This window comes from Streptomyces sp. NBC_01451 (assembly GCF_036227485.1).
Lineage (GTDB): Bacteria > Actinomycetota > Actinomycetes > Streptomycetales > Streptomycetaceae > Streptomyces.
Window position 1 is genome coordinate 6,771,115 of record NZ_CP109479.1, and the last position, 25,469, is coordinate 6,796,583.

General features: G+C 70.0%; 23 protein-coding genes and 1 pseudogene. 13 read left to right on the forward strand and 11 right to left on the reverse strand.

Annotated elements, in window-relative coordinates; genetic code table 11:
* Positions 1-91: 91 nt before the first annotated feature.
* The 6 genes from OG595_RS29775 to OG595_RS29800 all read right to left on the reverse strand — a co-directional run bounded on the left by OG595_RS29775 (position 92) and on the right by OG595_RS29800 (position 4,319).
* Positions 92-286, reverse strand: a complete 195-nt coding sequence (locus OG595_RS29775; protein WP_329277286.1) for a hypothetical protein — start codon at positions 284-286, stop codon at positions 92-94.
* Positions 283-984 (reverse strand): hypothetical protein, encoded by a 702-nt coding sequence (locus OG595_RS29780; protein WP_329277288.1) that lies wholly within the window; start codon positions 982-984, stop codon positions 283-285. Before OG595_RS29780 ends, OG595_RS29775 begins: the two co-directional genes overlap by 4 nt.
* A gap of 296 nt (positions 985-1,280) precedes the next feature.
* Positions 1,281-2,072, reverse strand: a complete 792-nt coding sequence (locus tag OG595_RS29785; protein ID WP_329277290.1) for a carbon-nitrogen family hydrolase — start codon at positions 2,070-2,072, stop codon at positions 1,281-1,283.
* Positions 2,073-2,109: 37 nt separating this feature from the next.
* A complete protein-coding gene (locus OG595_RS29790; RefSeq protein ID WP_329277292.1) occupies positions 2,110-2,871 on the reverse strand; it encodes an SDR family NAD(P)-dependent oxidoreductase in 762 nt (253 codons plus the stop codon).
* Entirely contained in the window at positions 2,868-3,533 is a 666-nt protein-coding gene (locus OG595_RS29795; RefSeq protein WP_329277294.1) for a TetR family transcriptional regulator, read from the reverse strand. Before OG595_RS29795 ends, OG595_RS29790 begins: the two co-directional genes overlap by 4 nt.
* Before the next feature lie 153 nt (positions 3,534-3,686).
* Entirely contained in the window at positions 3,687-4,319 is a 633-nt protein-coding gene (locus tag OG595_RS29800) for a ScbR family autoregulator-binding transcription factor (RefSeq protein ID WP_329277296.1), read from the reverse strand.
* 139 nt (positions 4,320-4,458) lie between these two features.
* Between OG595_RS29800 and OG595_RS29805 the strand changes: the two genes are divergently transcribed.
* A complete protein-coding gene (locus OG595_RS29805) occupies positions 4,459-5,418 on the forward strand; it encodes a ScbA/BarX family gamma-butyrolactone biosynthesis protein (RefSeq protein WP_329277297.1) in 960 nt (319 codons plus the stop codon).
* A 40-nt stretch (positions 5,419-5,458) separates the two neighbouring features.
* On the opposite strand, the gene OG595_RS29810 is transcribed toward OG595_RS29805, so the two are convergent.
* A complete protein-coding gene (locus OG595_RS29810) occupies positions 5,459-6,463 on the reverse strand; it encodes a LysR family transcriptional regulator (protein WP_329277299.1) in 1,005 nt (334 codons plus the stop codon).
* 137 nt (positions 6,464-6,600) lie between these two features.
* Here OG595_RS29810 and OG595_RS29815 point away from each other — a divergent pair, with 137 nt between their 5' ends.
* Positions 6,601-7,578, forward strand: a complete 978-nt coding sequence (locus OG595_RS29815) for a DMT family transporter (RefSeq protein WP_329277301.1) — start codon at positions 6,601-6,603, stop codon at positions 7,576-7,578.
* A 316-nt stretch (positions 7,579-7,894) separates the two neighbouring features.
* Here OG595_RS29815 and OG595_RS29820 read toward each other — a convergent pair whose 3' ends face one another.
* The gene (locus OG595_RS29820; protein ID WP_329277303.1) at positions 7,895-8,776 is read right to left on the reverse strand and encodes an SPL family radical SAM protein; all 882 of its coding nucleotides are present in this window, start codon (positions 8,774-8,776) and stop codon (positions 7,895-7,897) included.
* Between the two features lie 318 nt (positions 8,777-9,094).
* On the opposite strand from OG595_RS29820, the gene OG595_RS29825 reads away from it, so the two are divergent.
* Entirely contained in the window at positions 9,095-9,487 is a 393-nt protein-coding gene (locus OG595_RS29825; protein WP_329277304.1) for a nuclear transport factor 2 family protein, read from the forward strand.
* A gap of 92 nt (positions 9,488-9,579) precedes the next feature.
* Positions 9,580-10,005 (forward strand): PPOX class F420-dependent oxidoreductase, encoded by a 426-nt coding sequence (locus OG595_RS29830; protein ID WP_329277305.1) that lies wholly within the window; start codon positions 9,580-9,582, stop codon positions 10,003-10,005.
* An 85-nt stretch (positions 10,006-10,090) separates the two neighbouring features.
* Here OG595_RS29830 and OG595_RS29835 read toward each other — a convergent pair whose 3' ends face one another.
* The 3 genes and pseudogenes from OG595_RS29835 to OG595_RS29845 all read right to left on the reverse strand — a co-directional run bounded on the left by OG595_RS29835 (position 10,091) and on the right by OG595_RS29845 (position 14,613).
* Positions 10,091-10,606: a MarR family winged helix-turn-helix transcriptional regulator gene (locus OG595_RS29835; RefSeq protein ID WP_329277306.1), complete on the reverse strand. Its 516-nt coding sequence runs from the start codon at positions 10,604-10,606 to the stop codon at positions 10,091-10,093.
* A 35-nt stretch (positions 10,607-10,641) separates the two neighbouring features.
* Positions 10,642-10,866 (reverse strand): annotated as a pseudogene (locus tag OG595_RS29840) (LUD domain-containing protein); the annotation flags it as partial.
* 84 nt (positions 10,867-10,950) lie between these two features.
* A complete protein-coding gene (locus tag OG595_RS29845; RefSeq protein WP_329277308.1) occupies positions 10,951-14,613 on the reverse strand; it encodes a LamG-like jellyroll fold domain-containing protein in 3,663 nt (1,220 codons plus the stop codon).
* 405 nt (positions 14,614-15,018) lie between these two features.
* On the opposite strand from OG595_RS29845, the gene OG595_RS29850 reads away from it, so the two are divergent.
* The 9 genes from OG595_RS29850 (at position 15,019) to OG595_RS29890 (ending at position 25,425) form a co-directional block, all read left to right on the forward strand.
* Positions 15,019-16,038 (forward strand): LacI family DNA-binding transcriptional regulator, encoded by a 1,020-nt coding sequence (locus tag OG595_RS29850; protein WP_329277310.1) that lies wholly within the window; start codon positions 15,019-15,021, stop codon positions 16,036-16,038.
* 148 nt (positions 16,039-16,186) lie between these two features.
* Positions 16,187-17,434, forward strand: a complete 1,248-nt coding sequence (locus OG595_RS29855) for a sugar ABC transporter substrate-binding protein (RefSeq protein WP_329277312.1) — start codon at positions 16,187-16,189, stop codon at positions 17,432-17,434.
* 21 nt (positions 17,435-17,455) lie between these two features.
* Positions 17,456-18,439, forward strand: coding sequence for a carbohydrate ABC transporter permease (locus OG595_RS29860; RefSeq protein ID WP_329277314.1), 984 nt, complete (start codon positions 17,456-17,458; stop codon positions 18,437-18,439).
* Complete coding sequence (locus OG595_RS29865; RefSeq protein ID WP_329277317.1) at positions 18,436-19,260, forward strand: carbohydrate ABC transporter permease; 825 nt, start codon at positions 18,436-18,438, stop codon at positions 19,258-19,260. The genes OG595_RS29860 and OG595_RS29865 overlap by 4 nt, the downstream gene beginning before the upstream one ends.
* A 66-nt stretch (positions 19,261-19,326) precedes the next feature.
* Complete coding sequence (locus OG595_RS29870; RefSeq protein WP_329277319.1) at positions 19,327-21,063, forward strand: amylo-alpha-1,6-glucosidase; 1,737 nt, start codon at positions 19,327-19,329, stop codon at positions 21,061-21,063.
* A 793-nt stretch (positions 21,064-21,856) separates the two neighbouring features.
* Complete coding sequence (locus OG595_RS29875; RefSeq protein ID WP_329277321.1) at positions 21,857-22,723, forward strand: rhamnogalacturonan acetylesterase; 867 nt, start codon at positions 21,857-21,859, stop codon at positions 22,721-22,723.
* A gap of 62 nt (positions 22,724-22,785) precedes the next feature.
* Entirely contained in the window at positions 22,786-23,802 is a 1,017-nt protein-coding gene (locus tag OG595_RS29880; RefSeq protein ID WP_329277323.1) for a pectinesterase family protein, read from the forward strand.
* A gap of 349 nt (positions 23,803-24,151) precedes the next feature.
* A complete protein-coding gene (locus OG595_RS29885; protein WP_329277325.1) occupies positions 24,152-24,553 on the forward strand; it encodes a hypothetical protein in 402 nt (133 codons plus the stop codon).
* Positions 24,550-25,425, forward strand: coding sequence for a hypothetical protein (locus OG595_RS29890; RefSeq protein ID WP_329277327.1), 876 nt, complete (start codon positions 24,550-24,552; stop codon positions 25,423-25,425). Before OG595_RS29885 ends, OG595_RS29890 begins: the two co-directional genes overlap by 4 nt.
* Positions 25,426-25,469 lie beyond the last annotated feature (44 nt).

Genomic DNA, 25,469 nt, shown 5'->3' on the forward strand with positions numbered 1-25,469 from the left:
TTTTCGGGCATGCGTCGGCACCGCGCGGCAGGTGCCGGACGGTGCGGTGGTCGAGAGATACGGGTGAGGGAGAGCGGGGAGCGGGGAGGGCTCAGGCGCGGGGCGTGCCGGTCTCCCCGGCCGCCAGTGCGGCGAGCTCGGAAAGGTCGTACAGCGCCTGCCTCTTGGTGCCGTAGCGGGTCACTTTGCCGCGCCTGGCCCACTGGCGGATGGTGCTCTCCTGCACACCGAGGGCCAGTGCGGCCAACGAGGTCGGGACGCGCCTGCTGCGGCCGTCGGTGGTCATGCGCTCTCCTCCATCGTGGTCGTACGCTCCCTCAGCACCAGCCACTGACGGGGCGTCAGAACGTGTCCCGCCTCGCACATCGGGCCGCGCAGGACCAGGTCGTCGCCGCCCCGGCCCGGCAGCGACACCTCGGCGTCGCAGCCCGGCTCGACGCAGCGGCCCAGCGGCACGAGGCCGGCCTTCGGCTCCGTGGTGAGGGCCCGCAGGGCCGCCGCCGCGCCCGCGATCTCGTCGGCGGCGGCGCCCGCGGCGGGGTGGGCGGCCAGCAGGCCGACGTGCCGGCCGAGGAAGGCGGCCAGCTCGGCGACGGTCCGGCGGGGCGGGGCCGGGGCCCGCGCGCCGTCGGCCTCGTCGAGCACCAGCCGGGTCCAGGAGGCCAGTCGTACGACGACGTCGTGCCGCACCTCAAGTGCCCTGTCGCTGACGGGCGGTGGGCACGACCGGCTGCCGGTGACGCGTGGCACGAGCCCGCCGCCCGAGACCGGCGCCAGGTCCTGCTCGCTCTCGCGGTGCAGGCCGGGCAGCGCGGCCAGGTCGGCCCCCAGGGCCCGCTTGCAGGCCGTGCAGAGCCGGGCGTCGGGGGAGGCGGGCCGGCGGGCCAGCCGGCCGGTGCGGGCCGCCCGACGGCAGCGGGTCGACGCGCAGGGCGCGGGAGTCGCGGGCGAGGGGGTTCGGGGCGAGGGGGTTCGGTCGGCCATGGTCGGCTCACCTTCGGGAAAACGGGTTCGGGGCAAGGGGGCCTGCGCGGAACGCCGGTTCTTGGGCAACAAAAAAGCGCCGCACGACGGCGACGCGGTGGCAGTTCGAAGGCTCCTCGAAGAGGGCAGACTGCCTCGCGAAGAAGCGTGACACAGGCTGACGGTCGAGCGCAAGAGGCTGCGGAAAATACTCCAACTGCCTTGCAGTGCAGGGAAGTTGGTCGGAGACGACAGATGCCGCCCAGCCCGGCGGCTGGCCGGACGGACGGCATCTGTGGACATGACCGGCTGCCCGGTTACCGGGGGAGCGGCAGACCGAGGACACGGTCACGCAGCACGGGGAACCCGGCGCGCGTCTTCGCCACGAGCGCGGGATCGAGGTCGGCGACGAGTGTCTCCTCGCCCGCCCCCGCCTCGGCCACGACCTCGCCCCAGGGATCGACCACGACGCTGTGCCCCGCCTGCTCGACGCCCGCGTGGGTGCCAGCGGTGCAGCAGGCGAGGAGGTACGCCTGCGACTCGACGGCCCGTGCGCGGGTCAGCAGCGACCAGTGCGCACGGCGTGCCGCGGGCCAACCGGCGGTGACGAGCAGGAGTTCGGCACCGGCATCGGTCAACTGCCGGAACTGCTCGGGGAACCGGAGGTCGTAGCAGGTGGCAAGACCCGCCGGGGCCAGGGGGAGCCCGGCGGTGACGATCTCGTCGCCCGGCGCCATCAGCGCCGCCTCGCCGCTGTCGAAGCCGAAGCGGTGGATCTTCCGGTACGTGCGGTGGAGCCGGCCGTCGGGCGCGAACAGCAGGGAGGTGTTGAACAGGACGTCCCCGGGCCCGAGTTCGACGATCGACCCCGCGTGCAGCCACACCTGCGCGGCGGCGGCGGCCTCGCCCATCGCCCGGGCCGTCGGTCCGGTCAGCGGCTCGGCGTGCGCACGGAACGCGTCGAAGGCGAACGCGCCGCACGTCCAGAGTTCCGGCAGCAGCACCAGGTCGGCGCCGCGCTGTTCCCGTACGAGCGCGGCCACGCGGGCGCGCCGCTCACCGGCCGGCTCGTCCGGTCGTACGGCGATCTGGAGGAGGGCCGCGCGCATGGTGAATCCCTTCTGGCAGGCGGGAGTTGGGGTGGGTTCAGCGCAGGTGGGAGGCGCCGTTGACGTCGAGGACGGCGCCGCTGCACCACTCGGCCCCGGCGGAGCCGAGCCAGGCCACGGCAGCCGCGACGTCGGAGGGCACGGCGATCCGGCGCAGCGGACTCTGCCGTCGTACCTCCTCACCGGCCTCCCCGACGAGCATGGGTTCGGTGAGATCGGTCCGGACGAATCCGGGCGCCACGGCACTCACGGCGATACCGTCGGGCCCCAGCGACTGGGCGAGCGACTGCGTCAGCGCGTGCAGGGCGGCCTTGGTCGCGCCGTAGGCGGGGGCGTTCGGCTCGCCCCGGTACGCGCCGCGCGAGCCGACGTTGATGATGCGGGCGCCCTGCGGCCCCTGGAGCCGGTGCCTGAGATGGTCGACCAGGCACCAGATCAGGTCGGCGGGCCCGAACAGGTTCACATCGGCGAGCCGCCGCCAGTCCCGCTGCCAGTCCTCGTACGAGGTGGTGGCGACGGGCTGTTCGGCGTACACACCGGCGTTGTTGACGAGCACGTCCACCGTGCCGAGCCGCTCGACCGCGGAGTCGATGATCTCCTGGGCCGCGCCCGGGCTCCCCAGGTCCCCGGTGACCAGGGCATGGCCGGTGCCGGGCAGGCCGTCCAGTACGGCCTCGGCGGCGGTGGTGTCCGTACGGCAGTGCACGGCCACGCGGTGCCCGGCGACGGCGAGTTCGGTCGCGATCGCGGCACCGATTCCCCGGGAACCGCCGGTGACGAGCGCGCGGCGTCGAGTCATGGATTGAGCCCGTTCGTGAGAGGGAGTGAACCCGGGCGGTGGTCCGGGATGAGCGGACGAACGTCCGGGGCGGGGTCGGGAACGAGGTTCGACGCCGACTTGGGCGCGGCGTCGATGACGAGCCCCCACAGGCGTTCCAGCTGGGCCCGTACCTCACCGCCGGGCTGTCCCGCGCGCAGGGCCGCCTCGGCGCCGGCGGTCAAGTAGACGGCCAGCAGCTCCAGTTCGCCGGGCCGCGGCCATGCGTCCGGGGCTGCCGTCCGGTGGAGCAGCGGCACGAGATCCCGCAGCGCGGCCCGCCACACGTCGTGCCACTGGGCGGAGGGCATCCGCTCCTGGCTGAGCCGGGCCGCCGCACGGACGGTGACCTCGCACTCCAGCAGGTCGGCGACCACGAGGGTCAGTTCCGCCACCGACCGGACGGTGGGCGCCGGTTCGGGGCCGGGCAGCGCCGCGCGAGTGACCGCCTCGGCCTCCCGGCAGACGGCGGACGCGAGGTCGGCCTTGGCGGGGAAGTGGAAGGTGAGCGCGCCCATCGTCACACCGCAGGCACCGTGGACGGCGGACAGGGAGGTTCCGGAGTACCCGTGCCGGTCGAACTCGATGGCAGCCGCCGCGATCAGAGCCTGGCGGGTGCGTTGTGCCCGCGTCTGCTTCACCATGGACTTGACCTCGTTATCGACGAACCAGTGCCGCGAACCTACTGCCGCGGACGGCCGCCGATAACTTGCAGGAGCAACTCCAGGACAACTTGGGCAAGTCGAGGGGCGGGGGTGCCCTCCAGCGGAGGGCGACCGCACCCACCCGGACGGGCCTCAGGAGGTGATGTCCTCCGCCTGCTCACCTCTGGTGAAGTGCAGCGTCGCGATCACCTCGGCCGGCGCGATGGCCGGCAGCAGACATCGCAGCATCATCTCTATGCGCTCGGGCAGATCGGCCCGTCCGCTGGAGAGCCGCGCCATGATCTGCGTACCCGTGTACGCGGCCACGATCACCTGTGCGAACGCCGCCAAGTCCACGTGCGGATGCAGCTGGCCGAGTTCCCGCGCCTCACTGAGGTGTTCGCGGAACTGTTCGGACCACCAGTCGTAGATCGAGTAGTCGAGCAGCCCGACCTCGTTCTGCTCGACCGCGAGCCGGACCCCCGCCCGGAACAGGACGTTGCGCCGCATCTCCACGGCCAGGTAGCCGCACATGTCCAGCAGTTGCTGGAGACCGCGCTCGCCCTTGGGCCACTGGAGCTCGGCGGCCTGTTCCACGATGACCGCTCTGGCCAGTTCCTCCTTCGACTTGAAGTGGAAGTACATGGCTCCGGTAGTGATTCCGGCCCGTTGCAGAATCGCGTTGAGGCCTGCTCCGTGGTATCCGGCCTGGTCGAACACCTCCGCCGCCGAGCGGATGAGCGCGGCTCGTGTCTTGTTCGCGCGCTCCTGCCGTTGTCGTGCCATCGGCGGGACTCTCCTTGCACCTAGACAAACAAAAAGAACGACCTCTATTTTATTCACGTCGACGTCCCCGTGTCACTGGGGGCGCCTTCGATCGGTCTGCGCGTGCCCGTAAATCAGCGCCTCATCAGGGGGAACCGCCATGTCGTACAGCCTTGCCCAAAACCGTGTCGAAGCCGGTTTCGAGCTGGTCGAGCCCACCTTCACGCACAAGACGAACCAGGACGAAGTGCTCCTGCGCAGCTGGCGGCGGTCCGCGCCCGATGCCTTCGCCGTCACCGCCGAGTGGCCCGCGACGCATCCGTTCTACCGCACCCACCTCGGCCTGCACGACCCGCTGCTGCTCGGCGAGACCGTCCGGCAGGCCCTGCCGCTGCTGTCCCACCGTGCCTACCGGGTCCCGCTCGGCCACCAGCTGCTGTGGAAGGACTTCAGCTGGATCGTCGACCCCGAGGCCATGCACGCCGACGGCGGTCCGGTCGAGCTCGACCTGCGCATCAGCTGCCACGATGTGAAGTACCGCCGCGACCGCGCCGCCGCGATTTCCATGACGGTCGACGTCGAACGCGGGGGCCGCCCCATGGCCACCGCCCGTTCGAGCTTCTCCATACAGGACCGCGCGATATACGAGCGGCTGCGTGGCGGCTACGCCGACGCGGCCGCCGCCACCGCCCGAGCCGTACCCCTCCCGCCCCCGGCCGGGGTGGAGGCCTTCGGCCGCGACCGCTTCGAGGACGTGGTGCTGGCCGCCACCGACCGGCCCGGCCGCTGGCAGCTGCGGGTGGACACGACACATCCCATCCTCTTCGATCACGTGGTCGACCACGCCCCGGGCATGCTGCTCCTGGAGGCCGCCCGCCAGGCGGCCCTGGCCGCGGCCCATCCCCGGCGGACGACCGTGACCGGCATGGACTCCGTCTTCGTCAAGTACGCCGAACTGGACGCGCCCTGCTGGCTGGAGACCGAGCGCAGCGTGGACGGCGACCAGGTCAGGGTCGTCGCGCGGCAGCACGACAGGGAGATCTTCTCCAGCACCGTCACCCTGTCCGCCGCCCCGGCCACGGCCTCGGCACCCGTCACCTCCGCGCCCGTGGCCGTCTGACGTGCGCCGCCACCGCCGACCCGTCGTCCGCCGCCCCCGCTCATCGCGACCGGGACACATCGGCCGGACCGTCGGTGGCGGGCTCGCGCCGCGCATCGGACCGCCCGCCCGCGCCGGCCGTACCGCCCGTGGCGGCTGCGGCACCTGTGCCGACCGTGCCGGCCGCCTCCCGCAGCGCGTCCACCAGGCCGCGCAGCGCGGGCTGCTCCGGTGCGGTGCGGCGGGCCGCGGCGGAGATGACGCGGACCGGCTCGGGATTGCGGACCTCGCGCACGACCACGCCCGGGTGCGGGGTACGCAGCCCCAGCCGAGGCATCAGACCGATGCCGAGGCCGGCCGCCACGAAGCCCTGCGCGGTCGCGTAGTCCTCGGTCTGGATGACGAAGTCGGGGCTGAAGCCCGCCGCCGCACAGGAGTCGATCACCGGTTCGAGACAGGGGCCTGGCGGCTCGCTGCCCACCCACTGTTCGCCGGCGAGCTCGTTCAGGTTGATCACCTGCCGCTCGGCGAGCGGGTGGTCGGCGGGCAGTACGGCGGCGTACGGGTCGTCCAGGAGGTGGACGAGACGGATGGAGCCGTCGCCGGTCCTGTCCCGGGCCTGTACGACCACGGCCAGGTCGGCCCGCCCCTTGACCACCTCGTGGAACGGGTCCTCGGGGTCGGCGAGTTCGAGGTCGATCCGTACGCCGGGGTGTTCGAGCCGGAGCCGGGCCAGCGCGGGCGCGACCAGTGTGGAGCCCGCCGTGGCGAAGTAGCGGACCGAGAGGCGGCCGGTCCGCCCGGCCCGCAGATCGGCGAGGGCCGTCTCCGCCTGGGAGACGGCCGCGCTGATCAGCCCCGCGTGCTCGGTGAGCAGCAGACCCGCGGCGGTGGGCCTGACCCCCCGGCCGACCCGCTCCAGGAGCGCCGTACCCGCCTGTTTCTCCAGAGCCGCCACCTGCTGGCTGACGGCGGAAGGGGTGTAACCGAGATGGGCCGCGGCAGCCGTCACCGTGCCGCTGGTGACCACCGCGCGCAGGACCTGGAGACGCCTCACATCAAGCATGCAGTACAGCTTAACAAAAGGTGTAGAACCATATGCTTGTCCTCAAAGCTTGGCTGGGGCACCTTCATAACAGGGATGCCGGACCAAGCCAGCCACGGACCAGACGCAGATCCGGACGCGGATAGGGAGACACCATCGTGAACAGTGGCAGCACGCAGAGTCTGAGGGGTGCGGCGCGAGTGGCCGTGCTCGCCCTGCTGTGGGGATCCACCTTCCTGTGGATCGAACTGGCGCTGCGGGGGCTTTCCCCGCTCCAGGTCACACTCGCCCGCTGTGTGCTGGGCGCGGTCGTGCTCACCGGCGCGCTGTACGCCACCGGGCGGCGCCTGCCGACCGGCCGCACGGTCTGGCGGCACATCGTCATCGCCGCCTTCTTCTGCAACGCCCTGCCGTTCGCCCTCTTCAGCATCGGCCAGCAGACCGTCGACTCGGGCCTGGCCGGCGTACTGAACGCGACGACCCCGTTCTTCTCCCTCGCCCTCGGGCTCGTCCTGGGCACCGAGCGCGGCCTGCGCCCGGTCCGGCTGGCCGGTCTGCTGCTCGGCTTCGGCGGGGTCGTGGTCATCTTCGCGCCCTGGGAGCGGTCGGGCTCGCTCGGCTGGGGCGCCCTCGCGATCCTCGGCGCCGCGGCCAGCTACGCCGTCGCCTTCGTCTACATGGGCCGCACCCTGGTCGGCCGGGGCATCCCGACCCTCTCCCTCTCCGCCGCCCAGCTGATCGCGGCGACCGGGCTGACCGCCATGGCCGTGCCGGTCGGCGGCCTGGACGCGATCCACCTCAGCACGACGGCCCTGGTCGCGGTCCTGGTCCTCGGGGTCTTCAGCACCGGCGTCACCTTCCACCTCACCTACCGGATCATCGCGGCCGAGGGCGCCACCCAGGCCGCCGTGGTCGGCTACCTGCTGCCCGTGGTCTCCGTGGCGCTCGGCGCGGTCTTCCTGGGCGAGAGCGTCGGCCTCCGGGTCGCGGCCGGCATGGTCGTCGTCCTCGTCGGCGTCGGCCTGACCCGCCGCAAGGGCGCCCCGAAGCCGGCGCCGGCCGTTGAGGAGCCCGGGTCGGCATCCGCAGTTGAGGAGCCCGGGTCCACACCCGCCGTGATGGCACCCGCACGATGACTCCTTCCGCTCCCGACCCGCGACCCGGGCTCCCTGAGCCCGGGTCGCGGCCTGCGTACCGCGAACCGGCAGCCAGGACCGTCCGTACGGACCTCACCCACGCCTTCCGCCCCGGCCGGCCGCGCTTCGCGGGCGACTACGGCCTTGAGCCGCACGTCCTTCGTCTGTGGGTGTCGGGGCGTCAACTGTGTTCGGACGCACGGGATCCGCTGCTCGTGGGTGTGGAGTCGGGCGGTGGTCGGGGGAGTTCCAACCCCTCCGACCTGCGGCTGGGATAGCCGTCCGCGGGGCGGCTCGGTGAGGGACTGCGGCGCGCTCACGCCTGGTCGGCCAGCCTCTGCCGTAGGGCGTCGTTGTCGTCGTGATGGACGACCTCGTCGAAGCGCAGCCGCAGTCCGTGCCTGGTCAGCAGGCCGGCCACGATCGCGTCGAGCTGTTCGCGGTGTTCCCTGGTGCGGGCCTGCACGTACGCCTCGCGCACCTCGTCGGGTTCGTCGGCGAGGACCTGGTCCATGCGTTCGCGGATGTACCGCTTGAGGTTGATGTGTTCCATGAACACCTCGGTGATGCCGGCCTCGACGAGCTGCCCGAAGAGATGGTCCAGCAGTTCGGGCCGGGCGGCGAAGTGAGGCAGGAGCGGGCCGACGAAGGCGAAGGTGGGGATGCCGGCCCCGCGCAGTTCCGTGAGGGTGCGCAGACGGCGGGAGGCGAGCGGGGCGCGGACCTCCAGCCAGCGGCTGACCTTGTCGTCCGCGGTGGTCACGGTCATGCCGACCTCCGCCCTGGGCAGGCCGGCGAGCAGGTCGATGTCGCGGGTGACGACCGGCGACTTGGTCAGGATGCGGACCAGACCCGGGTACTCGACGTTCTTCAGTTCGCGCAGGATGCCGCGGGTGAGCCGGTACTTCGTCTCGTGGCCCTGGTAGGGGTCGGTGACCGAGCTGAGCAGCATCGTGCCGTGGCGCTTGTGCTCGGGCATCCTGGCCAGCTCCTTGCGGGCCAGATCGACGGCGTTCCGCTTCACGTACAGGTAGTCGCCCCATTCCTTGGCCGACCGGCCGAACTGCCGCCCCGCGAAGGAGGCGAAGCAGTACGCGCAGCCCAGAACGCAGCCGGTGTAGGGGTTGATCACGTAGTCGTTCGACGGGGTCTTCGACTTCTGGATCAGGGTCTTCGCCTCGATCTCGACCGGTTCCATGACGGGCTTCCTCTCTGCTGTCGGCCGCCCGCACCCGGGTCGGCCTTGTTCCTGCGCTGTGCGCGGGGCGGGGCAAGGAGAGGCGACGGACGCCCAACCTGCATCACGGGGAACAATAATCCCTGGAAGTTGATTCCATGGAATCTAAATGGTTTGCTGGGTGGGCAGCCGATCGAGCGCCTTGATCGCCGGTCTGTCCGCTTCCGGCGGGCAGGTCCTGTGAGTCGTTCCGGCGGAGCGCGGCAATCGTCTTCCGGGCCGAGTGCGTCCTGGACAGTCATGGTTTTCCCTGCACAAGAACCCCAAGGAGCAAACGACATGACCAGCGCGAACATCGACATCGCCCGCACCTACTTCCAGGCCGTCCGGACCGGAGACATGGCCGCTCTCGGTGAACTCCTCGACGCCGACATCGTCTGGCACCAGCCCGGCGCCAACCGGTTCTCCGGCGAGCACAAGGGCCAGGGTGCCGTCTTCCAGATGCTCGGCAGCATGATGGAGGCCAGCCAGGGCACCTTCGCGATCGACGAGATCCACACCCTCATGGGCAACGGGGACCTGGTCACCGCCACCATCCGCTTCACCGGCCGCCGCGGCGACGCGTCGATGAGCATGGACGGCGTCGACCTCCTGCGCATCGAGAACGGCAGGATCGCCGAGATGTGGCTCTTCTCCGCCGACCCGGCCGCCGAGGACGCCTTCTGGGGCTAGAACCGTGGGTGTCCGGGGCCGACTCGGCCCCGGACACCCACGAGCAGATCCGTACCTGCACCTGCACACGCACCTGCACGAAAGGCATCCGCATGCGGAAGATGACCGAGCAGCAGTGGCGGGCGTTCGTCACGTACGGCACCCGCACCGGCAAGCTGTCGACCAGCCGCGCCGACGGCGGCCCGCACGTGACACCGGTCTGGTTCCTTCTCGACGGCGACGACATCGTGCTCACCACCGAGAAGACCGGGGTCAAGGGCCGCAACCTCGCCCGCGACGGACGGTTCGCCCTCTGCGTCGACGAGGACCGGCCCCCGTACGCCTTCGTCCTCCTCCAGGGTCGCGCGACGATCTCCGAGGACCCGGACGGCATGCTGCGCTGGGGTGGTCTCCTGGGCGCCCGGTACATGGGCGACGACCGCGGCGAGGAGTACGCCGCACGCAACGGCGGCCCCGGCAACCTCCTCGTCCGGGGCCGCGTCGACAAAGTCGTCGCGTTCGCCGGTATCGCCGACTGAGCCGTGGGCTGACGGGGCGGGGCCGGGGGCTGTGTGCATCCGGCCCCGCCCCGTCAGCCCACGGGCGCTGCCGAGCCGTCGCGGCTCACGATGCCGGTCGGCCGGGCTGCTTCGGCGCCCGCACGGCCGGCACCGGCGTCTGTCCGGCGGCCTTCCGCTCCGCGTCCAGGGCGCGTCCGGCCGCTCGCAGCGTGCTGAGGACCGCGGTCACCTCGCGTACGGACCGCTCGGGAATCACCGATCCGATACGAAGTTCCAGTTCCTCCTCGAAGACCTTCAGCGCCCCGTCCACCAACTTCCGCCCCTCGGGCGTCAGTTCGACGATCGAGGAACGGCGGTCGTTCGGATTGGCCCGCCGCTCGCAGAGGCCCGCCGCCTCAAGGCGATCGACCACCTTGCTCGTGCCGCCCACCGTGATCGAGAACTTCTCCGCGATGTCCTGGATCCGCCGCCCGGGCCGCTGCCGCAGCAGGTGCAGCACCTCGAACGAGGTCAGCGGCAGGTCGTACTCGGCCTTCAACCGCCCCTCGATACCGTCCCACAGCTCGATCTCCAGCGAGACCAGCTCCCGGTACAGCAGCTTCAGGTCGGCGTCGGCCATCACTCGACTTCCGTAGAACTATCTTCCATGGACAGTTAATCGTAGGTCACGGCCGTCCCCGTCCACTCGTCCACGATCACGACGATGTCGAGGGTTCGTGGTCCGTGCACGCCCTTCACACGGTCCAGTTCGATGTCGCTGGTGGCCGAGGGGCCGGAGATCAGGGTCAGTGGTCGGCGCGGGTGGAGCAGACTCGGCGCCTCGGGTACGTCAGCGGAGATCCGGTCGGCCCTGACCACGCAGACATGCTGGTCCGGCAGCCGCCCCTCCTACCCGGCCTTCGAGCGCACGGCGCCGCCGTCGGCGCTGTTCACCCCATCGCCGCCACCGCACCCCATGGCACGTCATCGCACCTCTCGCGCGTACGGCGCCACGGTGATCCGGTCGATCAGCGGCGCGTACCGGGAGCGGAGCGGTACGCCGGGGTAGGTGTCCGAGGCGTAGGTGGTGCCGTCGAAGTCGGGCAGCTCCTCGGAGCGGAAGGTGATCGTGTTCTTCCCCTTCTTGAGCTCGACCGGGACGGTCAGCTCCCAGAAGTTGTTCTGGTGGAAGGTGTGCGGGAAGCCGACGCGTTGAACCGTGCCACCGTTGACGCTGATGTCGGCGTGGCGGGCGAGCGGGTCCGGGTTGTAGTGGGTCGCCTCGGCCTGTTCCGGGTTGGAGTAGCGGATGCGCACCGCGTACAGGCCGGCCTGCTTGGCGGAGACGGTGAACGTCGCGGTGTTGTTGTTGCCGGGGTCGCCACCGATGCCGGTGATCGCCGTACCGTCGGTCGCCAGCGAGAGCGGGGTAAGCGTGGCCGAGCCCGCGAGGGCCGCGTCCTGTGCCTCGTACGTCCGCGCTTCGAGGGCGCCGGTGGTGGGTGTGACGGTCAGGCGGTCGACGAGCGTGGTGCCTGAACCGCCGGTCAAGGTCACCTTGTTGACGCCGCCCGAGAGGGAGACCGCCACGCTGTTCCTGCCCTTGGACAGGCGCTGTACGTCCTGTCCGTTGACCGAGAGCCGGGCGCCCTCGCCGCCGAGGGTGTCGACCCTGAGAGTGGCCTCGCGGTCGGCGGCCGAGTACACCCAGAAGGTTGCGGTTCCCTTCTTCGGGAGCTTGGCCGCGCCCGAGCCGCTGGTGGCGGCCCTGGTGTGCCTCGGCAGCTCGTAGACGGGCCGCGCCCCGCCGTCCAGCCAGGCCAGCTCGCCCTCGTACACCTGGGTGCCGGCCGAAGCCGAGGGGAGGGTGAGGGTGAGCCGGTCGACGATCGCGTCACCCTTGGTGGCGCGTCTGCCGTCGGAGCTCTGCGCGGCGAGCGTCAGGGTGTGCTTGCCCTTGGTGAGCCTCACCTTGGTGTCGGTGTGGTCCCAGACCACCCACTTGTAGGCGAGCGGCAGGTTGAGCTCCTGCTCGCCGGTGGCGTCGCCGTCGACCCGCAGGAAGACGTTGGTGGGGCCCTGTTCCTTGACCTTGTCGTAGGTGTTGAGGGAGTTGGCGAAGACGCTCAGGTCGTAGGTGCCGTCCTCGGGCACGTCCACCGTGAAGTCCAGCGTGACGTCCGAGCCGGTACGCAGGCCGCCGACGTTGTAGCCGCCGGAGGTGTAGAACTTCGAGACGTCGCGAGGTGATCCCTCCGGACCGTTCCTGGAGTAGCCGGCCCCGGTGTGAGCCGCGTCCTCCGCCTCGTACGAACCCTGCCAGCGGGTCGACGCGGACTGTGTGGTCCTCGTCTTCCCGGCCGGGCTGAGGACGATCTCGTAGGCCGAGGACTCCTTCAGGGCCGGCAGCGTGCCGTCGCCGAAGTCGACGGCGACAGTGCCGTCGGCACCGATCGTCAGGTCGGTCTCGGTGAGCAGCTTCGGCCCCGAGGAGTCGCCGACCTGTCCGGTCCACTCGATCTCCCGTACCCAGGCGTGCACGCGCTTGCCGAAGAGCTTCGTCGGGACACCCGCGAAGATGATGTGGCCCTTGCCGGTCGACCCGCCGAAGACCAGCCGCGTCTGCTTCTTCTTCTCGTCGAGGGTGGCGACGCCCTGCATGGTGTAGTTCTCGCCGGGGAACGGCGGGGTCACCGTGACGGTGTGTCCGCTCATCGAGGCGTACGAGTTCAGCAGCCACCACTGTCCGTTGCCGCGGTTGGACTGCACCGCGGAGTCGGAGAGGTTGCCGTCGATGTTCCAGTACGCGATGTCGGCGTCCACCTTGGACTCCTCGATCGCGGACACCCACTGGATCATCTGGCCGGGGACGGAGGTGTGGTAGTTGAAGGCGTACTCGTTGATGTTGATGGGGAGTTGGGTGCCCTCGCGGCTGGTGCCCTTGAACAGCTCCTGCTCCCACGTCCGGTACTTGGCGACGTTCTCGCGCACCGCCTCCGGGTGGCTCAGCTCGTGCCAGGTGATCACCTGAGGGAGGGTTCCGGCGGCCAGGGTGTGCGTGAGGAACCCCTTCACCTGGCCGTACAGGATGCTGGTGTTGGGGCCGGAGATACGGGCGTCGGGCATCCTGCTCTTGATGAGCTGGTAGGCGTCGTCCCAGGCGGCGAAGAAGTCGGAGGGGTCGTCGAGCCAGCTGACCTTGTTGTAACTCCACTCACCGGTGCCGAACATGTTGCCCTCGGGCTCGTTGAACGGCACGAAGACGATGTTGTCCTGGTACTCCTTCGGCAGCTTCAGGACCTGGTCGACCTGCTCGGCGATCTTCTCCTTGTACAGCTTGATCTTCTCTGCGGGCGTGTCGCCCGGCCACTGGTACGGGAAGCCGCGGTGGATGTCGGTCATGTAGATGTACACGTCGCCGTCGGTGGAGTCGGCCAGCGGCTTGACCACCTCCAGCGCGTCGGCACCCGGGTGCTGCGGGCCGTCCTGCGCCTTCGTGGAGACCGTGCGCAGACCCATGCCCTCGATGAGGTTGCCGGTGGGGACGTCCGGCCCGTACACGCCGTAGAGGGTGCCGGAGGCCCCGCCGTGGAACGCGCCGGTGTCCGAGCCGAGGTCGACGGTGAGCTGACCCTCGCGGACCACGGTGACGGTCGCCGTCACGGCGCGTCCGGCCGCGGTTCCGGCGACCGTGAACGTGCCTGGCTTCGCGTACTTCTCGGCCGGTACGGCGTCCCAGGCGACCGGCGTGTCACGGTCGTACCCGTCGGAGAAGGAGGCGCGGACGCCGGCGGGCAGGGACGGGGCGGTCCCGGTGGTGGTACGGGCCTCGAAGGCCGTCTTCGACAACTCCTGGACGGTGGGCAGCGACCCGACGGTACCGGCCACCTGCTCCGCGCTCAGCGCCGAGTGCCACACGGTGAAGTCGTCGATCGCGCCCTTGAGCAGCGGATCCGGCCAGAAGGACTTCCCGATGTAACCGGCTGCCGTGGCCGAACTGTCCAGCAGGTCCGTGGCCTTGATGGTGGTCGCGGTGGAGGAGACCGCCACGCCGTCCAGGTAGCTGGTGAGCCGGCCGGCGCCGGTGTCCAGGGTGACGGTGACGGTCCGCCAGACGTTCGCGGGAAGCATCGCGTAGCCGATGGCCTGCGCCTCAGCTCCGCCTCCGCCGGTGGTGACCGAGGTCTGGAACAGCCCGTTGCCGCTGTACGGAGTGCTGAACAAATACTTGGTGGTGTCGGTGCCGAAATCGAAGATCCGTTGCCAGGACGACTTGTCGCCGTTCCACTTCACGCGCGCGGAGACCGTCAGGTCGGTGGCGTCGCCGAGCACCTCACGGGGCAGCCGCACATACGCACCGTCGGAGGTGGGCGCCCCGCCGGGCAGCGCCAGTGCCGCGCCGCCGTCCGCGCCCGCGACGGACCGGGCGGTGGAGCCGTTCACCAGGGTGGCCGTCAGGCCGTTGCCCGAACTGTCGGCGATCTCGCCGGAGGCGAGGTCGCCCTGGTCGAAGGTGTAACGGGCGGCGGGCCGGGGAGCGTCGGCCGCCTGGGCGGGGCCCATGGGTGCGGTCAGCAGGCCCGCGCCCAGAGCCACTGCCACGGCGGCCGAGGCCCGGCGCCGGGCGGATCTGTCAGCGGATGGCATGGAAGGCGTCCTCGATCTTTGAGTAACGACGAGTCGAACCGATTCGATCTCCTGGGCCGCGGGGGCGACGGAGTTTTCCGAGGTGGCGGGGACGGTGGCCCGTACGCCCGGGGGAGGGAGCCGCTCAGGTCCGCGGCAACCGGAAGGATCTCCTCGTCGAATCGGTTCGGCGAAGCTAGCACCGGGTTGTTCCGGCAGCAATCCCCCCGACATGAGGTTCTACCGGCCGGATCGAGGGCCGGAAAATGTGGGGCTGGGTATTGACAGGCGTCCGGGCGGTTCCTACCTTCACTTCACGCGAACCGGTTCGACAATCGGTCGCGCATCTTGGCCCACCCCACCCTCGTCACCGGTCGGCGCTCTCCCACCCCGAGAACGTCGTACCGGTCCGAGCAAGGAGTCGTTGTGAACATCGGTGAGATCGCCCGGCGGGCCGGTGTCTCGCGGAGCACCGTGTCCTACGCGCTGAGCGGCAAACGCCCGGTGTCCGACGAGACCCGGCGAAGGGTCCGGAAGGTCATCGACGAGCTGGGATACCGGCCCAACGCGAGCGCACGCGCTCTCGCCAACGGCCGGACCAGCACGATCGCCCTGGTCTTCCCGCCGGCCGGGAACCACTACACCGGCATGCAGCTGGACTTCATCGGCAGCGTGGTGGAGGCCGCGGCGGCGTACGACTACGACGTGCTGCTGTCACCCAGCGGCATGGACAGCGACCGCTCGTTCCAGCGGCTGCTCGGGGAGCGGCGGGTCGACGGCGCGATCCTGATGGAGATCAGACTGGAGGACGACCGGGTCGATCACCTGGCCGAACTTGGTTTCCCCTCCGTCGCCATCGGCCGCACCGCACACCCCGAGGGCAGTTGGTGGGTCGGTCTCGACCACACCGCGCTGGCGGCGGCGTGCGTCCATCACCTCGCGGATCTCGGCCACCGCAGGATCGCCTTCGTCAACCGGCCGGAGCAGTTGCTGCGTGCGGGGTACGAGTCCGCGCACCGTGGACTCGACGGCTTCACCAAGGCCGCGGCCGAGCGCGGGCTGACCGTACGGACGTACTGCTGCGGGGACGACGCCGCGTCCGGCCGGGCATGTCTGGAACAGATCCTGCACGACGACCCGGCGACCACGGCCGTGGTCACGCTGAACGAGGCCGCCCTGGGTGGTCTCTACGGAGGGCTTGCCCAGGCGGGCCGCCATGTGCCACGAGACTTCTCCGTCGCCGGGGTGGTCGCCAGCCGGTGGGCGGAGACGGTGACTCCGCAGCTCACCGCGGCGGACGTGCCGGCCGAGGAGATGGGCAGGCGCGCCGTCGAGCTGCTGGTGGAGCGGCTCGACCACACCGACGCACAGCCCCGGCACCATCTTCTCGCGCCACCGATCTCACTGCGGTCCAGCACCGGGCCCGCAGGCGGCATCGCTCCCTAGCCCCGTCGGTCCCCGTCGGCCTCCGCCTCCCGTCTGATTCGCCGTTCGTCGGGCACCCCGTCTCCTCCCCGTCGTCGTCCGGCGTGCCCGGATCCCCCCTCGTCACCCCTCCCTCGGCACCCTTGTGCCAAGAAGTGAAGGACCCACCATGGACAGCTCCTCCAGACAGCGTCGTCTGACCGCCGCAGCCCTGACCGCCCTGGCCGTCACCGCCGCCGCGACCGCCTGTTCGTCCGGCTCGGGCAGTACCGACGCCAAGGGCGCGGAAAGCGGCACGTACACGATCTGGGACCCGTACCCGCAGTTCGACAAGAGCTCGGCCTGGGCGAAGCTGCTGGACGGCTGCGGTACCAGGGCCGGGGTGAAGATCAAGCGGACCGCGTTCGACACCAGTGACCTGACGAACAAGGTGCTGCTGGCGGCGCAGCAGGGCAACTCCGCGGACGTCCTCATCGTGGACAACCCGGTGGTGTCGACCCTGGCGGAGGCGGGTGTGCTGACCACGACCGACGACAACAAGCTGGACACCTCGCAGGCCAGTGCGAACCTGCTGGGGGCAGGGCAGTCGGGCGGGAAGACGTACGGCATGCCGATCGGTGCGAACACCCTCGCTCTGTACTACAACAAGGCGGTGCTGAAGGAGGCCGGGGTGGACATCGCCTCGGTCAAGGACTGGAAGTCGCTGACGGCGGCGCTCGCGAAGGCCAAGGCGGCGGGCAAGAAGGGCATCACGTTCTCGGCGATCGGGACGGAGGAGGGCAGCTTCCAGTTCCTGCCGTGGCTGTGGGGCTCCGGCGCGCGGCTCACCGACATCGGCTCCACGGATGCCGTCTCCGCGCTGACACTGTGGAAGGACTGGCTGAAGCAGGGCTACGCCCCCAACTCGGTGATCAACAACACCCAGACGACCAGCTGGCAGGAGTTCGCGAGCGGCGACTACGCCTTCGCCGAGAACGGCACCTGGCAGCTCGCCAATGCCGACAAGGCCGGCTTCGACTACGGCGTCCTGCCCATCCCCGCCGCGACGGGCGGCAACGCGTCCGCCCCGACCGGCGGCGAGTTCGTGACCATCCCGGTCCAGGACGACACCGGCCGCTACGCCGTCTCCCAGAAACTGGCAGCCTGCCTGACCAGCTCCGACAATCTCCTCGCCACGGACACGACGCTGTCCTACGTGGCGCCCACCACCGAGGTTCAGGACAAGCAGGTGGCGGCCGACCCGAAGCTCAAGCCCTGGGTCGACGCCGTCAAGGCGGCCAAGGGGCGCACCAGTGACGATCTGGGCACCAAGTACCCGAAGATCTCCGAGCAGTTGTGGAAGGCCGTCCAGTCCGCTCTCAGCGGTACCCAGTCGCCCGAGGACGCGCTGGCCCAGGCGCAGTCCGCCGTCAAGTAGCAGACGATCTCCACTCCTCGGATGAACCACACGACACAGTTGCCGGACCGCCGGTCCACGCGCGGCGGGGACGGGGCGGCCGTCGCCGGTCCGTCCCCGGCCGCCGCGCGGTCACGGCGGCGCCCGACATCGCAGCAGTGGGCCGCCTGGGCGTTCCTCACCCCGGTCGCCCTCTACCTCGTCCTCTTCTACGCCTATCCGCTGTACCGCAACATCGATCTGAGCCTGCGCAACTACACGGTCCGCTCGTTCGTGCAGGGGAACGCGCCCTTCACGGGCCTGGCGAACTACAGGGCCGTCTTCGACGACCCGACGTTCGCTCCGGCGCTGCTGCACACCGTGGTGTTCACCGCCGTGTGCCTGGTGTTCCAGTACGCGATCGGCCTGGCTCTCGCGGTCTTCTTCAACCAGCACTTCCGGCTCTCCGCCACCCTGCGCGCCCTGTTCCTGGTGCCCTGGCTGCTGCCGCTGATCGTGTCGGCCTCCACCTGGTCGTGGATGCTCAACAGCGACTCCGGCATCGTCAACGCCACCCTGCACGCCGTCGGCGTCGGCCCGGTGAACTGGCTGACCTCCCCGTCCTGGGCGCTGGCCTCGGTGATCATCGCGAACATCTGGATCGGCGTCCCCTTCAACCTGGTCGTCCTCCACAGCGGCCTCCAGTCCATCCCCACCAGCCTGTACGAGGCCGCCGCCCTCGACGGGGCGGGCCTCTGGCGGCGCTTCTGGAGCATCACCTTCCCGCTCCTGCGCCCGGTGTCCGCCATCACCCTCCTGCTGGGCCTCGTCTACACGCTCAAGGTCTTCGACATCATCTGGATCATGACCAAGGGCGGCCCGGCCGACTCCTCCACCACCTTCGCCACCTGGTCCTACCAACTCGGCTTCGGCAACCTGCTGCCCGCCTTCGGCCCCGGAGCGGCCGTCGGCAACCTGCTCGTCGTCGCCGCCCTGGCCTTCGGCCTGATCTACCTGAAGGTCCAGCGAAAGCAGGCGCTGTCATGAACCGACGCACCAGCCGTACCTGGTGGAAGACAGCCATCGGCCTGCTGCTGACCGCGGTCATGCTCTTCCCGGTGTACTGGATGGTGAACGTGTCCTTCACCCGCGACCAGGACATGCGCAAATCGCCGCCCGATCTGTTCCCGGTCCACGGCACGCTGGAGGGCTACCGCGCCGTGTTCGACCAGCAGTTGCCCTACCTCGGCACGAGCCTGGTCATCGGCCTGGGCACCGTCGTACTGACCGTGGCACTGGCCGCGCCCGCCGGCTACGCGCTGGCGAAACTCCGCCCACGCGGCGGGGGAGTGCTCAGCTTCCTTCTCCTGGTGGCCCAGATGGTCCCCGGCATCATCATGGCGATGGGCTTCTACGCCATCTACCTCAGCCTGGGACTGCTCCAGTCCGTCCCCGGACTGATCGTCGCCGACTCCACCCTGGCCGTCCCCTTCGCGGTCCTGATCTTCACCGCGTTCATGTCCGGCATCCCCGGCGAGCTGATCCAGGCCGCGCAGATGGACGGAGCGAGGGCCCTGCGCACGTTCTGGTCGATCGTCCTGCCGATGAGCCGCAACTCGATCGTCACGGTGTCGCTGTTCGCGTTCCTGTGGTCCTGGTCCGACTTCGTCTTCGCCAGCACCCTCGCGGGCGGCGGCGCGCACGAGCCGATCACCCTCGGCATCTACCACTACATCGGCAACAACAACCAGCAGTGGAACGCCATCATGGCCACCGCCGTCGTCGCCTCACTGCCCGCCACGGTGATCCTCGTCCTGGCCCAGCGCTACGTCGCCGCCGGTGTGACCGCCGGCGCCGTCAAGGACTGACCCCGCACCGTCGACCTGCCCGGCCGACCGCCGATCGCCCCCGCTCAAGAAATGAGTGCCGCCTTCATGACCGCCGTTCCGTCCGGCCCGGCCTTCTCCGTCCACGACATCCCGTTCAGCACGCACGGATCCTGGTTCGGCATCTCTCCCGTGCTGGCGGAGAAGACGCGCGCCGAGGACCTCCACCTCGTCTCGCACCAGAACGGCATGCACGCCGTCCTGCGCCTGACCCCCCTCGACCCGACGACGGGTGACCGCGCCGAGACCCGTGTCGAGGCGACACCGGGCCTGCTCAGCTGGACCGCGGCGGACGGGCGCATCGACCTCGCCTACGAGTCGCCGGACACCGTACGGGTGCGGGGCACCGGCCTGGGCATCGGCGTCTTCGCGGCCGCACAGACCCTGACCCCGTTCAGCGGCACCTACTTCTTCCACGACCCGGCAGCGCAAGGACACGTGTTCACGTCGTACGAGACCGGACGCCGCTACCGCGTCACCGTGCTGTCCGGCACGATCACCGACACCGCGGGGGCCCAAGCGCTGGGCAGCGCCACCCGCGGGCTGCGCGTGAGCGGTGACGCGGACGGCGGCTGGGAGATCGCCGTCGACGAACTCGACACCTCGCGCCCGCCGTACACCTCCCCGTCGGCCTTCGGGGAGGTCGTGGAGGCCGCGCGGAAGTCGTTCGCGGACTTCGTCGACACGGTCGCCCCCTGGCGTTCGGCCGCCACCCCGGCCGCCGAACTCGCCGCCTACGTCGTCTGGTCGGCGACCGTACGCCCCGCGGGTCTGGTCACCCGGCCCGCCGTACTGATGTCCAAGCACTGGATGGACAAGGTGTGGAGCTGGGACCACTGCTTCAACGCCCTCGCCCTGGCCCCCGGTTGCCCCGGACTGGCGCTGGACCAGTTCTCCCTCCCCTTCGACCACCAGGACGGGAGCGGGGCACTGCCCGACTCCGTCACCCACTCCGAGGTCCTCCACAACTTCGTCAAACCGCCCGTCCACGGCTGGGCCTTCGGCCTCCTGCGCCGTCGGCTCACCGAGCCGCTCACCCCGGCGCAACTGACGGAGGCGTACGACGGACTGACCCGCTGGACGGACTTCTGGCTCACCGCGCGACGCGCACCCGGCGCCGCCCTGCCCCACTACCAGCACGGCAACGACAGCGGCTGGGACAACGCCACCACCTTCGACCCCGCCCGCGTGACCGTCACCGCCGACCTCGCCGCCTTCCTCATCCTCCAGCTGCACGAACTCGCCGAACTGGCAGGCGAGTTGGACAGAACGGAGGATGTGCGGCGATGGACACGGACGGCCGCGGAGATCCAGGCGGCGCTGCTGGACGAGCTCTGGACAGGGGAGCGGTTCGTCGCCAGGGGCGCCGCCTCCGGTGACACCTGGAGCAGCTCCAGTCTCCTCGACCTGATGCCCGTCGTGCTGGGCGAGCACCTGCCCGACGAAGTCAGTGCCACGCTGGCCGACCACATCAAGGCCCACCTGACCCCGTACGGTCTCGCCACCGAACTGCCCACCTCGCCGCACTATCTCGCCGACGGCTACTGGCGCGGCCCGATCTGGGCCCCCGCCACCGTCCTCATCGAGGACGGACTGCGCCGCGCCGGCCACCACCGACTGGCCGACGACATCAGCGCCCGCTTCCGCGCCCTGTGCGAGACCCACGGCTTCGCCGAGAACTTCGACGCCCTCACGGGGACGGGGCTGCGCGACCGCGCCTACACCTGGACCGCGAGCAGCTACCTGCTCCTGGCCGAAGCCCACGAGAACAGAGACGGCAACTGACCGGCCGGCTCCCCGTCCGTCCAGGGACGGCACGGCTTCTCCGCTCGCGCCCGGCCCCGACGCGAGAAACTCTCCCACGGGCCGGGTAACCGATGCCGTTCCCGTTCCGCGGGGGGATTGCCGGGCGCGCCAATTGCCCGCGATATCAGGATCTTTGATTCCGTGTCGCGCACGCTTCGGGGCGGCGAACTCCTTCCTCGATGTCCGGACCTGTGGAAATTCCGCGCTGGTAATGCCGGGACGGGATCCGGAGTCGAGCTTGTGCCGACCCAATCGCCGTGCGGCATTCCGGCGGAGCTGCCGCGTGGCTCGTTCGCACAGCTCAGCCGGACAGGGCATTCGCGCCGCAGTGGTCCGCCATGGCCCCTGGCAGAGGCGCTCCCACGGTAAGCGGAGGGTCGCGTCGAACGGCGTCGAATTTCGGCGGGGCACGTCGAGTCCCGTCGATCCGTGCGACGGCCCGGCGATCGACAACAGGGGAGCATTTCGGTCCAACCGGCACAGGCCTTTGCGTACGTACGGACTTCTGGTGACGGAAGATTGACAGTCGGGACCCCGGTCGGGAAGCTGCGTGACAAGCCTCGATTCCCGTTGGCAATCCTACTGTCGCCACTTTCGGCCAGCTGCTGCGAACGTTCACGGCAATTGGTGATCGGGCTGCGGAAAAGCGCACTGATCATGGCTCGGCCACCCCCACACCCGAGGCCCGAGGGATCAGCGGCCGGACTTGGCCCAAGCCCGCTTCCGCCCTCACCGGCGAGGTCGCCGTGCGTCCTCCAGAAGGGAAGAGAGCATGCTCTTCGAACGCCTGTCACAACGATGGCTCAGGAGCCGACGGCTCGGCGCGGTCGCCGCGCTGGTCGGTGCCGTGGCAGCCTTGTCCATCGCTCCGATGGCCGACGCGGGGGCGCCCGCCTCGGCGGCGACCCCCGTTCATGTGTACATCGCCGGAGATTCCACGGCGTCCACCTATGTGTCCTCGCTGGCGCCCCGGACCGGCTGGGGACAGGCGCTGCCGGTGTTCCTCACCTCCAACGCCGTGGCGGTGAACGTGGCCAAGTCGGGGACCAGTTCCAAGAGTTTCATCGATCTGGGCCGGCTCGACCACATCCTGGGCCTGATCAAGTCCGGTGACTACCTCCTCATCTCGTTCGGGCACAACGACGAGAAGTCCGACGACCCGGCCCGCTACACCGAGCCGTGGACCACGTACAAGTCGTATCTCTCCCAGTACATCGACAAGAGCCGGGCCAAGGGCGCTGTCCCGGTTCTTCTCACGCCGGTGGAACGGCGCCGCTTCAACAGCGCGGGGGCCGTCACCCCGTCACATGGCGACTATCCCGCGGCGATGCGTGAACTCGCGGCGGCAAAGGGTGTACCGCTGATCGACCTGACCGCTTCCAGCACGGCGCTGTGGAGCCGCGTCGGCGTGGAGGGAACGAAGAAGTACTTCATGATCCTGTCGGCCGGGCAGTACCCCAACTACCCCGACGGCAGCGCGGACAACACCCACTTCCAGGCATTCGGCGCGATCGAGGTCGCCCGGCTCGTCGCAACCGCCCTGCGCAATCAAGGTGTCCTGCCGTCCGCCGATTTCCAGCAGCTCACCGCCACCGTCCCCACCAGCGCGATCGTCTGGCCCACGACCGCACCGTACTGAGGATCACCGGCCACCCCTGTCCGTCGTCGGGAACACCCCCGAGTCCGAGGAAAGGTTCACACATGCCCCCGCACGGCACACACCGGACCATCGTCGTACGCGGCGCCTTAGCCGTCGCAGTCCTCCCGCTGACCGCCGGCGCGCTGAGCGTCCCGGCGCACGCCGCCACCACCATCACGGTCGCGGCTGACGGCTCCGGGAACTACACGACCGTCCAGGCCGCACTCGCGGCTGCTTCGTCCGGCACGGTCATCAACGTCAAGCCGGGCACCTACTACGGCCAGGTGTCCATCTCCTCGGCCAAGTCCGGCATCACCCTGCAGGGTACGACCGGGACCGCGACCGACGTGGTGATCACCGGGAACGCTCCCGCCTCCACCGCCGGTACCGCGGGCAGCGCGACCATGCTCAACCTGGCCAAGGACACCACGGTCAAGGGGTTGACCATCGCCAACACCTACGCCGCGCACGACAGTCAGGCACTGGCCCTCTACGCCGGCGCCGACCGGCAGGTCTACCGCAACGTACGCATGCTGGGCTACCAGGACACGTTCCTGTCCTGGGGCGGTACCGGGAGCTCGCAGGTCCGCCAGTACGTCTACAAGAGCTACATCGAAGGCGCCGTCGACTTCGTCTACGGCAACGGCGCCCTGGTCATCGACTCCACGACCATCCGCTCGCTGGACCGCGCCAGCTCCAACAACGGCTACATCACCGCCGCGGCCACCAACTCCAGCAACCCGTACGGCATCCTGATCACCCGATCGACACTGACCAGTTCGGCCGCGGCGGGGACGGTCGCCCTGGGCCGCTGCTGGCACGCCGGTGGCGCGGCCGACGCGATCGGCCAGGTGCTGGTCCGCGACTCGACGCTGGGCGCGCACATCCGCCAAGCCGGAGCCTGGCAGGACATGGGCGGCTTCTCCTGGAAGACGTGCCGGTTCAGCGAATACAACAACGGCGGTGCCGGAGCGAGCACCGGCACCAGCGACCGTCCACAGATCAGCAGCACAACCGCGGCGAACTACACCTCACAGAAGTACCTGGCCGGCAGCGACGGCTGGAACCCCGTCCAGTAGCCCATCGGCGTTCCCCGAACCCGCGCTCACCCTCACCCCCGCCCGCCTGCCCACGAGGCCGACGCGTCATGGACAGGCGGGCGCCTCGGTCGCCGTCACCGAGAGGGCCAACCGGAGCGCAGCGAGGTCGATACCCTCGCCGCCCATGTCAGGGCGCTCGGCGGGGCTTGCCCGGTGCTCGCATCCTGGTCTCGTCCGTGGACCTCGTCGCCGGGAGCAGACAGCGTGTTTCCGCACGCCGAAGCGACGGCGGAGGAGATCGCGCCGGCCAGGCGGCGACGGCACATACGTACACCGAGTACGTACTCCTACCGACGTGTCCCTGACACGTGTGCCGTTTTCTTGATTCATGACGACATCGAGCGTGAAAGTGCAGATGCCGAAGACCGTCAAGGTGGCGTTGGTACTGGTATGGGTCCAGGCGCTGCTGAACCTGGCGGTGGGATTCCTGTTGCTGGTCCTGGTGAACGACGATGTGGACCACGGCCGGGACGAAGGGGTCGGGATGCTCCGGTTCCTGGCGGTGCTGTCGCTGCTGATCGCCGGGGCGCTACTGCTGTGCGGCGTCTTCGCGGGCAAGCGGTTGAACGGGGTACGTGTCACCGTCATCGTCATCGAGGCGTTGGTCCTGCTGAGCGGTGTGGTGGGCCTGTTCCAGGGCGGTTTCACGGTTCTTCCGGGCATCGTCCTGGCCATCGTCGTGCTGCGGGGCTTCAGTGCCGCGGAAGGCAGGAACTGGTTCGACCGATGAGGTACGTACCGAGGCGGACACCCGGCCGGAGCGACTCCGTCGTGCCTGCCGTCGCCGCCCTCGCCGTGCTCGTTCTGTTCGCCGGGGGGTGTTCGAGTGCCCACGGCACCTCGCTCTCCGGTGGTCCGTCCGAGAGCGCGACGGAGGTGTCCGGGTCGCCGAGCCCTTCACCGACCCCGTCCCTCACTCCTCCGTATCCGACCGGGGCGTCCGGGTGCCACGACAACACGGGGTGGACGGCCGAGCAATCGAGGGACTGGGTCGCGCTCGCCGTCGACACTCCCAAGGAGAACTACGGGGACGACGAGCTGAGAGTCGTCAGTCTGCCGGGGTACAACGGACCGCTCTGCCGGAAGATCACCGTGCAGGTCGAGTTCTGGAAGCTGGTGTACGGAGTCGCGAACGGCACCGACGGCGAACGCCTCTCGGACGGGACGCGACCCGCCTACTACTTCGACATCCGCCTGGGCAAACGCGTCGAACTCCATACGGACGCGGGAGTCGAGCGGACGATCGCCCTGCCCAAGTCCCTCTACGCGGCGGACCGCAGTCCCTGCGTGGGCGCCCTCGTCTCGATCACCGTGGGCAAGCCGCTGACGAGCAGGGAACTGCCCAAGGAGGTCGAGGTCGGCGGCGAAAAGGACCTCTGGGGCCGCACCGACGTGGACTTCCGGACGCAGCGGGTCGCCGACTACGAACTGTCCGAGCCCTCGGCACCGCAGGTGTGCAGCCCGGACGGCAAGCCCACCGCCGACCCGGCCGACGTGCCCGCACCGGGCTCCCAGCCGACGGACCTCTACCCGACCGACCTCTTCCCGACGCCCGAATACAGCTTCGACATCGACGACGTCCTGCGCTCTCCCGGGTCCTGAGCCCCTTCCGCGCATCCGGGGGTTCACCGACCTCCTGACCTCCT